The 11112-nt window shown below is 55.9% G+C and carries 11 protein-coding genes and 1 riboswitch (1 of these 12 running past the window's edge); of the genes, 4 read left to right on the plus strand and 7 right to left on the minus strand.

Annotated elements, in window-relative coordinates:
* The gene (locus tag BED41_RS02810; protein ID WP_066742851.1) at nucleotides 1-903 is read right to left on the minus strand and encodes a LysR family transcriptional regulator; all 903 of its coding nucleotides are present in this window, start codon (nucleotides 901-903) and stop codon (nucleotides 1-3) included.
* 128 nt (nucleotides 904-1031) lie between these two features.
* On the opposite strand from BED41_RS02810, the gene BED41_RS02815 reads away from it, so the two are divergent.
* Together BED41_RS02815 and BED41_RS02820 are read left to right on the plus strand one after the other, a co-directional pair.
* Nucleotides 1032-1904, plus strand: a complete 873-nt coding sequence (locus BED41_RS02815; RefSeq protein WP_066742853.1) for a DMT family transporter — start codon at nucleotides 1032-1034, stop codon at nucleotides 1902-1904.
* Nucleotides 1905-1934: 30 nt separating this feature from the next.
* Complete coding sequence (locus tag BED41_RS02820) at nucleotides 1935-2696, plus strand: FadR/GntR family transcriptional regulator (protein WP_066742855.1); 762 nt, start codon at nucleotides 1935-1937, stop codon at nucleotides 2694-2696.
* Nucleotides 2697-2702: 6 nt separating this feature from the next.
* On the opposite strand, the gene BED41_RS02825 is transcribed toward BED41_RS02820, so the two are convergent.
* Both BED41_RS02825 and cfa read right to left on the minus strand, forming a co-directional pair.
* On the minus strand, nucleotides 2703-5189 hold the full coding sequence (locus BED41_RS02825) for a cation-translocating P-type ATPase (RefSeq protein ID WP_066742857.1): 2487 nt from the start codon (nucleotides 5187-5189) through the stop codon (nucleotides 2703-2705).
* A gap of 67 nt (nucleotides 5190-5256) precedes the next feature.
* Nucleotides 5257-5376: riboswitch (NiCo riboswitch) on the minus strand.
* A 51-nt stretch (nucleotides 5377-5427) separates the two neighbouring features.
* Complete coding sequence (gene cfa / locus BED41_RS02830; RefSeq protein WP_066742860.1) at nucleotides 5428-6543, minus strand: cyclopropane fatty acyl phospholipid synthase; 1116 nt, start codon at nucleotides 6541-6543, stop codon at nucleotides 5428-5430.
* A 375-nt stretch (nucleotides 6544-6918) separates the two neighbouring features.
* On the opposite strand from cfa, the gene BED41_RS02835 reads away from it, so the two are divergent.
* Entirely contained in the window at nucleotides 6919-7263 is a 345-nt protein-coding gene (locus BED41_RS02835; protein ID WP_066742863.1) for a DMT family protein, read from the plus strand.
* Here BED41_RS02835 and BED41_RS02840 read toward each other — a convergent pair.
* From BED41_RS02840 to BED41_RS02850, 3 genes are all read right to left on the minus strand, one after another.
* A complete protein-coding gene (locus BED41_RS02840) occupies nucleotides 7244-8437 on the minus strand; it encodes an MFS transporter (protein ID WP_066742866.1) in 1194 nt (397 codons plus the stop codon). The genes BED41_RS02835 and BED41_RS02840 overlap by 20 nt on opposite strands.
* Nucleotides 8438-8504: 67 nt before the next feature.
* On the minus strand, nucleotides 8505-9404 hold the full coding sequence (locus tag BED41_RS02845; protein ID WP_066742869.1) for a DMT family transporter: 900 nt from the start codon (nucleotides 9402-9404) through the stop codon (nucleotides 8505-8507).
* A 72-nt stretch (nucleotides 9405-9476) separates the two neighbouring features.
* Nucleotides 9477-9728, minus strand: a complete 252-nt coding sequence (locus tag BED41_RS02850; RefSeq protein ID WP_066742871.1) for a hypothetical protein — start codon at nucleotides 9726-9728, stop codon at nucleotides 9477-9479.
* A gap of 155 nt (nucleotides 9729-9883) precedes the next feature.
* Between BED41_RS02850 and BED41_RS02855 the strand changes: the two genes are divergently transcribed.
* On the plus strand, nucleotides 9884-10813 hold the full coding sequence (locus BED41_RS02855) for a LysR family transcriptional regulator (RefSeq protein WP_084002213.1): 930 nt from the start codon (nucleotides 9884-9886) through the stop codon (nucleotides 10811-10813).
* 14 nt (nucleotides 10814-10827) lie between these two features.
* Here the strand turns inward: BED41_RS02855 and BED41_RS02860 are convergent, their stop codons facing one another.
* Nucleotides 10828-11112, minus strand: the 3' end of a protein-coding gene (locus BED41_RS02860; protein ID WP_066742876.1) for a 4-hydroxy-tetrahydrodipicolinate reductase. 504 nt of this gene lie beyond the right edge of the window; 285 of the gene's 789 nt are visible here — the last part of the coding sequence; the start codon falls outside the window, past its right edge; the stop codon is at nucleotides 10828-10830.

Here is an 11112-nt window from a genome sequence, read left to right on the forward strand (position 1 = left end):
CTAAACCTGCGTGTTTTTACCGTCTGAATCCGCCGGACGCCGGTGGTCAATATAATCCAGAAAACGCCTCACAGCCAGCGGCACGCTCCCCTTGTCCCGAAAAGCCAGCCCAATCTCACGGTAGGCCTGCACCTCCAATTTTTTTGTAATTATGCGGTATGGGATGCGCTGCAAGATGAGCTGTGGCAGGATGCTGATGCCGAGTCCGCTCTCCACCATCGACATTATGGCGTAATCGTCCCAGGTGGTGAAACGGACTTTAGGCGAGATGCCGCAGCGTTCAAATATCTCCGAAACTTCGGCCTTCGCCCCCTTTTCCAACAGCATGAAAGGATAGTCGCAGAGCGCCGCGACGGGAAAGTATCCGACGCCCGCTAGGGGATGGTCCTCCGGCATAACTACGAGGAGATGATCCCGTTCAAGAAAGATCGTCTCAAATTCCGGAAGAGTGGGAAGGCGGATGAATCCGAAGTCGACGCGCCCCTCCGCGATCCAGCGTTCAATTTCCGTGTAGTCTCCCAACAACAGCTCGTAATCTATATTGGGATAGTCCTTCTGGAATTCTTTGATGATATTCGGCAGCCAGTGCGTAGCTACGCTTGAGAAGGTGCCGATGCGGATGAGGCCTGACTGCAGGCCGTTCAGCTCTTCGACCTGAGCCTGCAGCCGCCTGCATTCACGGCAGACGTTTTGGGCTAACGGCAGCAGTTTCAGCCCGTCGGAGGTCAGCCGTACGCCTGAGCGCCCGCGTTCTAGCAGAGACACGCCCCAGTCACGTTCAAGATCGCCGATCATGCGGCTGATGCCAGGCTGTGAATATTTAAGCATCTCCGCCGCCTTAGTAAAGCTGCCGTATTCCACCGTTATGACAAAGGCCAAATACTTTTGCAGATTCATATCCATTCCGCTCGCCTCTATCCCTATATATTCTTTTTTGTTATCTTTTATATTATAAACATTTATTTTTGTAATTTATAATTTTATGATACCCTTTGTCAACAGAGTAAGCAAGTGAAGAGGGGGAAGTTTTTATGGGGGCATATCTGAAATATATATCGGCGCTGATGCTCTTTGGCTCCAACGGGGTCATCGCCAGCCATATATCGCTCAGCAGCTATGAGATCGTCTTTTTAAGGACACTTATCGGAAGCGCCTTTCTCGCGGCACTTTTTTTCCTCTCCGGTGGCAGGCCGCGGGGGATAAAGAACAGGAGGGACCTGCTCTTTCTCGCCATTTCGGGGATCGCGATGGGTGCGAACTGGATGTTTCTCTATGAGGCCTATGTGCGCGTCGGCGTCAGCATCGCGACGCTTGCCAACTACTGTGGTCCCGTTGTGGTGATGGCGCTCTCGCCGCTGCTTCTGCACGAACGGCTGACATTTTTGAGCGCCGCGGTCTTTTTCGTTGTGCTTGCGGGAATGTTTCTTGTCAACGGCGGAGCCCTGCTGGCCGGAGGTCTTTCATGGGGGCTGGCCTGCGGACTGCTTTCCGCCGTGATGTACGCCTTTATGGTCATCTTCAATAAGATGGCGGAGGGTATCACAGGTCTGGAAAACGCTGTCTTTCAGCTTTTTTTCAGTTTTCTTGCCGTGGCCGTTTTCGTGTTTGCAAAGCAGGGGCCCTACGTGCCACTGACGGCGCCGGAGCTTGTTCCGGTGGTTTTTCTCGGAATTGTGAATACCGGCGTTGGCTGTTATCTCTATTTCTCGTCTATTCAGCGGCTGCCGGCCGGTGTGGTTGCGGTCTGCGGTTATCTTGAGCCTCTGTCAGCGCTGATGTTCTCCGCCATTTTCCTGCACGAACGGCTCACTGCCGTCCAGCTGCTGGGAGCTTTTCTCATCATTGGCGGCGCGGCGTTTTACAGCGTCGTGTGCGGATATAGAAAGAGGACAGAAAATTCCTAAAGAGGTATTATTTTCTTGGGGTGATTTTTTATGAATGAAAAGAGAAGGCAGATCATAGAAAAGCTGCTGGAAAAGATCAACAGCGGCGAGGTCGTTACGGGAGACAGGCTGCTGCCGGAGCGGCAGCTCGCGGAGGCGGTCGGAGAGACGCGCCCCGTCGTCCGCGAGGGGCTTATCGCGCTGGAGGCGATGGGCGTGCTCGACATCCGCGACCGGCAGGGTATCTATCTCTCGTCAAGCGAGGAGAACGAGGCAAAAATGATGCTTCATAAGGTGCGCGGCTGGCCGGCAGACATGCTTTCGCGGGTGATGGAGGTGCGCCAGATCATTGAGCCGCTGGCGACGGCGATCGCCGCCGTCCGGCGCGACGATAAGGACCTCTCGAAGATGCGCGAGTGTCTGCGCAACCTTTCCGAGCTTGTGGAGGAGCCAGGAGAGGCCGCGGCGCGTGAGAGCCTTATCTGGAACACCACCTTTCACACCGTCATTGTGGAGTCGGCGGAGAACGCCTACCTCTCGCGTATCTACGAGGGTATACACACGGTCATTGAGCACAGCCTCTCGCTGATGCGGATTGGCACCGCTCCCGAGAAGGAGGGCGGCCCCCGCTCCGTATATCATGACCACCTGCGGTTATTTGAACGCATAGAGGCACGGGATTCCGCGGGGGCCGAGCTCTGCGCGGAGGAGCACCTTCGCCACTCCATCAACGCGATGGTGGCGCTGGGGCAGATAGTGCCGGCTTCGAATCTTTTCGGACAAAAGCTGATCGGGCAGGCGCGGCTTTTGTAGACGTTCCTAGCCTCTCGTCCTCCTGAACCACTTTATGCCCTCCCACCAGAAGGTGGCCACGGCGGCGGCCAGCAGCGCGAGCGCGAAGTCCGCGGGCGACAGCGGCTGCAATTTAGTCGCGGCGGCGGCCTGCGGCAGCGTTGACATCACAATGAGACAGAGCAGTATGCCGAAGTTGACGAACCAGGCGACCTTGTCGACCGCCGCGCTCCCCTTCGCGAAGGCAAAATCTCTGTCGGAGCGGTTCACATAGACGAGGAAGAGGTTCGCGAGCACCAGGACGGTGAGGAAGAAGGTCCGCGCGTGTTCCGCGCCGCCGTAGGGCAGCGTGATATAGTAAGAGCCGAAGGCCGCCGCGAAGATCGCGAGCCCCTGGGCGATCGCCTTTCCGAGCAGCCCCCGCGTGATTATCGGCGCTCCCACTGGGCGCGGCGGGCGTTCCATGATGTCCCTCTCCTCCGGCTGGCGCTCGAAGATTATCGAACAGGTGGGGTCGATTATCAGCTCAAGCAGTACGACGTGGATCGGAGCCAGCAGCACGGGAAGGGCCAAGAGCGGCGCGGCCAGCGCCGACAGCGCGATGGGGATATGTATCACGAGGATGTATTCCATCGCCTTTCTGATGTTGTCATAGATACGCCGACCGTCGCGGATGGTGCTCACGATCGTTGAAAAATCGTCGTCCAGCAGCACCATATCCGCCGCTTCGCGCGCCACCTCGGTGCCGCGGCCACCCATCGCGATGCCGATGTCGGCGTATTTGAGCGCGGGGGCGTCGTTCACGCCGTCGCCCGTCATCGCCACCACCTCGCCGCGCGAGCGCAGCGCTTTAACGATGCGCATCTTTTCACGCGGCATGATGCGCGAGAAGATCGTCACGTCCCCCAGCTTTTTAGCCAGCTCCCCGTCGTCCATTTTCTCAAGCTCTTCGCCGGTTATCATTACATGCTCCCTCTCGCCGCAGCCGAGGCCGACGTCGTGTGCGATTCGGTGCGCGGTTACGCTGTTGTCGCCGGTTATCATCACGACGCGAACCCCCGCGCCGCCGCAGGCCCTTATCGACTCCGCGACGTTTTCGCGCGGCGGGTCGACGAAGGCCGCAAGTCCCGCAAGTCGCAGCTTACAGGCCTCCATCCTTTCTGGGATCCCTCTCATATCGTCGTTGTAGGCGACGGCTAGCACGCGGCATCCGCTCTCCGCGAGGCGCAGCTGTTCGCGCTCGGCCTGTTCGCGTTCGTCCGGTGTGAGGGAGCAGAGACGGAAAATGTTTTCGGGGGAACCCTTCGCCGCCGCCATCACCTTTCCGCGGTAGGCCCAGACGTGGCACATCATGCGCGACTCCGAGGAGAAGGGGTATTCGTGGAGCAGACGCTGTCCCTGGAGCCGTTTTACGTCGACCTTCTTCTTCGCCGCCTCGTCAAGGATCGCGCGCTCCATCGGGTCGTAGGGGTTAGTTTCGGAGGCGAGAACCGTCACCTCCGTCAGCTTTTTCGGCGTGGCGCCGCAGAGCGGGGTCAGCTCCTTCAGCGACATGCGGTTCTCCGTCAGCGTCCCCGTCTTATCGACGCAGAGCACCGTCACCGCGCCGAGGGTCTCAACGGAGGGGATGCGCCGGATGAGCGAATTGCGTTTCGCGAGCCGCCAGGCGCCGAGCGCGAGAAAGACGGTGAGCACGACGGGAAATTCCTCGGGGATCGTCGCCATCGCGATGGTGATGCCCGAGAGGGCCGCCTCGATGATGCCGCTGCCCCGGTAATAGGTGGCGGCGACGATGAAGACCAGCATCATGACGCTGAATACCGAGCAGTCGCGCACAAGGCGGCGGGTCTGTTTTTCAAGCGGGGTCGGCCTGTCAGGGGCCTGGGCGACGTCCGTGCCGATCTTTCCGTATTCCGTGCGCGCCCCCGTCGCCGTGACGCGCGCCACGGCGCGTCCGGCGACGGCGTTCGTCCCCGCGTAGCAATGGTCGGTGCGCCAGCCGCGCCCGGCCTCTCCGTGTGGGGCGCAGACCTTCCAGACGATCTCCGATTCGCCGGTAAGCGCCGACTCGTCTGCGCCGAAGCCGTCGTTTTCCAGCAGTTCGCAGTCCGCGGCGATCCGTTCGCCCTCCGATACGATGATTATGTCGCCTGGGACGAGCTCCTCGGAGGGCAGCGTGACGACCTCGCCGCCGCGCACCGCCGTCACCTTGGGAGAGGAGAGCGACTTGAGCGCCGCGAGCGTCCGGTCCGTCTTCCACTCCTGATAGAAGTTGATCGCCCCCATGAAAGCTACGAAGACGAGCATGACGGCGCCGTCGCGCGGCTCTCCCAGGAAGAAATAGAGGCCTGCCGCGCCGATGAGCAGCAGGAATACCGGTTCCGAGAAGAATTTGAGCAGCACGCGCAGCGCGGAGTCCTCTCTCTTCAGCGCGAGAGAATTTTCCCCGTACCTTTCCCGCCGCTCCCTGACTTCACCGTCCGATAATCCGCAATATTTTTCCGTTAATTCCATGACGTGACTCTCCTTATTCAGCCTCCGCGCGGAGTGTATAAAAATAGAGCCCGCGGGATCGTATTTAAACGGTCCCGCGGGCTCTGTAAGATTCATCCCGCTGCCGGGTTGTCGTCCCGGCCCAGCCCCACGACCCGGTACAAATGAAAGCTAATTACCAAGTCATCGCCTGCTCCATGTTTAATTGAGTAAATTTTAAATGAAATTTTTGCCGGTTGTCAATAGTATGGCAAAAAATTTAGCGCAGAGTAACTAACGGCTGCTCTCTCGCGTCCCCTTCTCTCGTCATCACGACCTGGAACAGCTGGATGGCGCGCGAACGAAAGGCGCCGGCGCAGGAGAGCAGATAGTAACTCCACATGCGCTGGAAGCGCTCGCCGTATCTTTCCGCAAAGGCGGGCCATGCTTTAGTGAAGTTCCGATACCAGCTCATCAGGGTCTTATCGTAGTGGCTGCCGAAGTTGTGGAGGTCCTCGATGACAAAGAGCCCCTCCGCCGCCGCGGCGATCTGCGCCGCCGAGGGCAGCGCGCCGTTGGGGAAGATGTATCTGTTGAGCCACCTGTCGCAGTTGACGCCGGAGCGGTTGCCTCCGATAGTGTGCAGCAGGAAGAGGCCGTTTTTGCGCAGAAGACGGTACACCACCTTCATGTAGGTGCGGAAATTTTTGCTTCCGACATGCTCAAACATTCCCACGGAGACTATCTTATCGTATTCTCCGTCGATATCGCGGTAGTCGCAGTCGAGGAATTTAACAGGCAGCCCCCTACAGTCCTCTTTCGCAAAGGCGAGCTGCTCCTTGGAGATGTTGACGGCGGTGACGCGGCAGCCGCGGCGGGCGGCCATATACTTTGCTAGGCCGCCCCAGCCGCAGCCGATATCCAGCAGTCGGTCGCCCTCCTGGAGTTCAAGCTTATCCGCGATCAGCTCCAGCTTGTTGACCTGAGCGCTCGCGAGATCCGCGGTATCTTTGAAATAGGCGCAGCTGTATTGGTGCAGCGGGTCGAGGAAAGAAAAAAAGAGGTCGTTGCCAATGTCATAATGTTCCTCCGCCACCTTGTGGCTGCGGGAACGGGACTGCATATTCAGCAGCTTCATCGGCAGCAGCAGCAGCGCGTAGCGCAGGTTTCCCTTGATATCATATTCAACGCCGCATTTTATGATCCGGCAGAGAAGCTCGTCCAGGCGCTTACAGTTCCACCAGCCGTCCATGTAGGCCTCGCCGAGCCCAAGATTCTTCTCGGCGATGACGCGGCCGTAGAACGCTTCGTTGTTAATTTGCGGGTCCCAGTCGTGCGGGCCGTTTATTTCGATGCCGGCGCTGGTTAATTTTTGCTGAACAGATGCGGGAAGCATGTAAATCACCTCTGTGTATTATAATTTTATTTTCAATAATAGAGGAGACGAAAAACGCCTCCAAAATATGTATTATTTAAATATATTATGAACCTATTCGCCCTCTGTAAAAAGAGAAGCCGCGAAGAAAAAAAGGCGTAAAATTTGAAAAAAAGTGAACAAAACCAGGCGCAGAAGAATTTTGCCGTGGGTTTTTTCTTCACTTTACCGGAATGGGAGAATATGTAAAGGCGGCGGAGGATACCAGTAAAATAGGATCGCCGCGGCAGAGAAATTTTTTCAACAAAAGGTATATTATCTCTTGTACGGAGTCCGTTTTTCGTTATATACTACCTTTTCGGTGATATCTTTATCTATCGAAAAGAGGAAAGTGTAATGTTAAGATATGCTGCTCCATTGATCCTTCTCTTTGTGTCAAACATCTTTATGACCTATGCCTGGTATGGGCACCTGAAATATGTCGGCGCGAAGCCTCTTATCGTGGCTATCCTCATCAGCTGGGGCGTGGCTTTCTTTGAATACTGTTTTCAGGTTCCCGCTAACCGCATCGGCCACACCGTCTACTCGCTGCCGCAGCTAAAGATCATGCAGGAGGTCATCACGATGACTATATTCGCGGGCTTCTCCTTCTTCGTGATGAGGGAAAAGCTTTCGCTAAACTACCTTTGGGCCTCATTCTGCATGGTGGGCGCGGTATTCTTTATCTTTCGCGGAAACTAGAGGCAGGAGGTACTGTTCCGGCGTTTCCGGTAAATAGCAGCGCGGCGGCCGTCAGCGCCAGCAACAGGCTGAATACCATAAATCCCTCCGTCATGCCGAAACGCCGTCCGCCGAAGCTCCAGAGCAGGGGACCGAGAAAATAACCGATGCCCCAAAAGAAATAGTACGCGCCTGAAATAGTTCCCTTTAGGTGGTCCGGCGCGCGCTCGTTGAGGAAGGCCATCGAGGCGACATAGAAGCCCCCGAGGGAACCGGCGGCGAAGCCTACGCAGATTATGGAGGAGACTCTGGGAATATATGGGAAGATCCCCCAGGAGAGCGCCGTCAAAAGCAGTCCCGCGATGATGAAGGGCCGCCGGCCGTAGCGGTCGGAGAGCGTTCCGTAGGTTATTTGCAGTAAAAATATAAATACGTAGCTGGCGGTGAAGATCATCCCCGTTTCGATCAGGCTGAAGCCCTTCTCTGTGATGAACCAGGCGGGCGCGATGGCGAACACCAGCCCCTGCCCGCAGCCGTAGAGGAATATCCCGAACAGCGTTATGCGAACCGGCAGGTCCGAAAGCAGCGCGAAGGCCTTTCTTATCTCAAGCCGGTTCGCCGTATCCAGCGAACCCTTTTTATTATTCTCTACCATTACCAAGATTATGAAAAAGGACAGCACGCAGAGGATGCTGTAGAGCATGAAGCCCAGCTCCCCGACCATCAGGACGCTGGGGAAAATGACCCGCAGGAGCGGTCCCGCCGCCAGCCCCACATACATCGAGGCGCTGTAGATGCCGAGCATCTTTCCCTTATGCTCCGGATAGGCGATCGCGATGAGCGCGGAGGCCATCGCCCACAGCGGGATCTCTCCCGCGCCCTGAAGCGCGCGGCCCATAAATATGGGCAGGCTTGAGGCGGCAAAATAAAACAGAAGCCCGGAGAGCGCCATCAGGAAATAGCCGAACAGCAGGAAGAGCTTCACGCCGAATCTGTCCGAAAGGCTGCCGAAGGGCACCTGGAAGATGATATATGGCAGTCCGTAACAGGAAGCAAGCAGGCCGACGAGCGCCGAGCTGCCGCCGTTGAGTTCGATGACGCGTTCCGGCAGGCTCGACATCACGATCCCCACCCCCAGCATTGAAATCGCGGCGGCGGCCGTAAGTCCGGTGAAGCTCTTTGCGCGGCTGTTCATAAGACAACTCTCCAATCCATGTGATAGGGGTACGAGATCCCCATGTAGTCTGACGAGCGCTTAAATCTCATCGGTGCGGCCTGTTTACCGTCCATACGCCGGATACTATCATCGCGCCGCCGAGGAGGAGCCAGAGGGTGAACCGTTCGCCGATTACGAAATAGGCGACGACGATCCCCACCAGCGGCTGTAAAAATTGAAAAACCATCAGCCTGGCGACGGGGATGTTCGCCGCCGCGTAATACCAGAATACGTAGGCCAGGCCGGAGCATAAAAAACCAAGGATGGCGAGCGCCTCCCATGTGCGCCAGCTGAAACCGGTCAAGACTGAAACGTCCGTTCCCGTCAGCGCGAGCGCCGGCAGGCACATCAGCACCGCGAAAAATATCTCCCAGAAGATCGTGAAGACCGGCGGATAGCGGTTCTCCTTGAACAGCCAGCGCGTAAGGACCATGAAGGCGGCCCAGTTGAGAACCGAGAGCGATATCAGAAAATCCCCGAAATTATAGGAGGAGATTCCCCGCGCGCCCTTTGTGCCCAGCCCGAGGACTACCGCCACGCCGAGAAAGGCTAGGATTATCCCAAAGACCCCGCCGCGCGAGAGCCGCTCTTTTAGAAAAAAACTGGCAAGTAGCGCCGTCATCGCCGGGGCCGCCGCCATCTGCCAGTTGGCCGTCGCGCTGCCGGAGCTCCGCATCGCCACCGTCTGGATGCCGATATGAAAGAAAAAGCCCATAAAACCCATGAAGGCCAGCACAAGCGTCTGCCTGCGCGTCGGCAGCCTGAGTTCGCCGCAGTACCAGGCAACGGGAAGCAGCAGCGCCAGTGAAAGCACGAAGCGCAGGAACATCACCAGCAGGGGGTCCGCCTGTTCCAGTGCCACCTTTGCCCCCGCGAAACTCGCGCCCCAGAAAATTACTGTAAGTGTCGCGAGGATATAGACCTGTAAAAATTTATCTCTTTTCATACCGGAAAAAATTTCTCCTATGATATCTTAATATATGTATCTCGGAAATTGTGTGAAATATTACATTACAGTTTACATAATTTTATATATTTTTTCAAGGACTATATTTAACATGAGGTGCATCTCATCGCCTCTATTGAATATAACAATATTCAGCAGCGCGCCGTAGGTAAAGACAGCCGCCAATGCGAATGAGGCGTATAACAGCCGCGGCTCCATGATAAAAGCAAATAGGAGCGCCGCCGGGAGCAGGAGAGCGGCGAGTGTCTTCATCCCCGCCGAGTTAAAACATTTTTGTCCGTGGTGTATCGTGATTGCCGTCATTACGATTCCTCCTTTACAGATTTGTGTTGTTGTTCTTTGACCCGATTATGAGATAAGTATATATTTTTGTCTAACAGAAGCTATTGGTGAGTATAACAATGTTTTTATTGTTGATATAATTATTCATATTAATAATAATATTGGAGTGATAGATATTGAACTTGCTGAATATGAGATATTTTATAGAGACGACGGAGACGCTGAATTTTACGAAAGCGGCGAAAAATCTGAATATCTCCCAGCAGGCGCTGAGCACGCATATCGCGGCTTTAGAAAGAGAACTGGGCAGCGAACTTTTTATGCGCGGTGTGCCATTGGTTCTCACTCAGGCTGGTCTGCTCTTCAAGAGCTACGCCCAAAAGTTTCTGAATGAATACAGCTCCATGATGCATGAGATGAACGATATAAAAGACGAACGCCGGGGCACTCTCTCCCTCGGCATCGCGCATACGCGCGGAAGAATACTGCTGCCGGAGATACTTCCGCTATTTCAGCGGGTGTTCCCGAAGGTGGATATCAAAATTACGGAGGGAAGAAACGACGAAATGCAGAAGGCGCTGCTGGAGGGCAAGCTTGAGCTGCTCATATGCAAACTACCGATCATGGCGGTAAACGTAAAGAGCGAATTTTTTTATCAGGAAGAGGCGGTGCTGATGGTCTCTGACGAATTGCTTGAAAAATATTTCGGAGCGCAGAAAGGGACGGTGGTCAAAGAAATCGAGCGGACCGCCGGCGTCGGCCCGCTCGAAAAATTGCCTTTCCTGCTGCCGCACAGAGGGGATTTAATGCGCGTGGTGGCGGACGAACTAATAGGTCAGGCCGGTTTTATACCTAATATAATCGTTGAATCGGAGAATATAGAGACGCTGCTGGAAATGTCCATCCGCGGCCTTGGCGTCACATTTTATCCGAAGATGTTCATAGACTATTCCGGCTTTATCAATTTTCCTGAGACCTTCCATATAATACCGTTGGATACTCCCGCAGCCTCATACGCGATGGGCTTCTGCTGCCCGAAAGACAGATATCTCTCCTTCGCAGCGCGGGAATTTATCCGGATCGCAAAGGAAAATATTCATCTGTAGAAGCGGCCCGTCCTCTAAAATATCTCTCCGAGACTTCTCACAAAGGAGCCCGGCGGCAGCGAGGCGATCTTCTCCGCCGTCATAAACACGCCGTCCATATAGATCTCGCTCGTATAGTCCTGGACCTCTATCGTGATGATCTCGTCCTTGCGCGCGAGCGATATCGTATGTCCCGAATAGGGACCGGGCCACGGAAGCCTCTCCGCTAAGACGGGCACGCCGCAGATCTTTGCCCCGAGCACCCCTGGATAACTTTCACGGCTCTTAACCTCTCCCGCGTCGTCGCCCGCCGCGGCGGC

The organism is Cloacibacillus porcorum, assembly GCF_001701045.1.
In the GTDB taxonomy this organism is placed as follows: domain Bacteria; phylum Synergistota; class Synergistia; order Synergistales; family Synergistaceae; genus Cloacibacillus; species Cloacibacillus porcorum.

Excerpts from the sequence above, each read along its gene's own strand:
- BED41_RS02825 (WP_066742857.1), bottom strand. The coding sequence starts at position 5,189 with ATGGAATTAACGGAAAAATATTGCGGATTATCGGACGGTGAAGTCAGG.
- cfa (WP_066742860.1), bottom strand. The coding sequence starts at position 6,543 with ATGCTTCCCGCATCTGTTCAGCAAAAATTAACCAGCGCCGGCATCGAA.
- BED41_RS02815 (WP_066742853.1), top strand. The coding sequence starts at position 1,032 with ATGGGGGCATATCTGAAATATATATCGGCGCTGATGCTCTTTGGCTCC.
- BED41_RS02845 (WP_066742869.1), bottom strand. The coding sequence starts at position 9,404 with ATGAAAAGAGATAAATTTTTACAGGTCTATATCCTCGCGACACTTACA.
- BED41_RS02810 (WP_066742851.1), bottom strand. The coding sequence starts at position 903 with ATGGATATGAATCTGCAAAAGTATTTGGCCTTTGTCATAACGGTGGAA.
- BED41_RS02835 (WP_066742863.1), top strand. The coding sequence starts at position 6,919 with ATGTTAAGATATGCTGCTCCATTGATCCTTCTCTTTGTGTCAAACATC.
- BED41_RS02820 (WP_066742855.1), top strand. The coding sequence starts at position 1,935 with ATGAATGAAAAGAGAAGGCAGATCATAGAAAAGCTGCTGGAAAAGATC.
- BED41_RS02850 (WP_066742871.1), bottom strand. The coding sequence starts at position 9,728 with ATGACGGCAATCACGATACACCACGGACAAAAATGTTTTAACTCGGCG.
- BED41_RS02840 (WP_066742866.1), bottom strand. The coding sequence starts at position 8,437 with ATGAACAGCCGCGCAAAGAGCTTCACCGGACTTACGGCCGCCGCCGCG.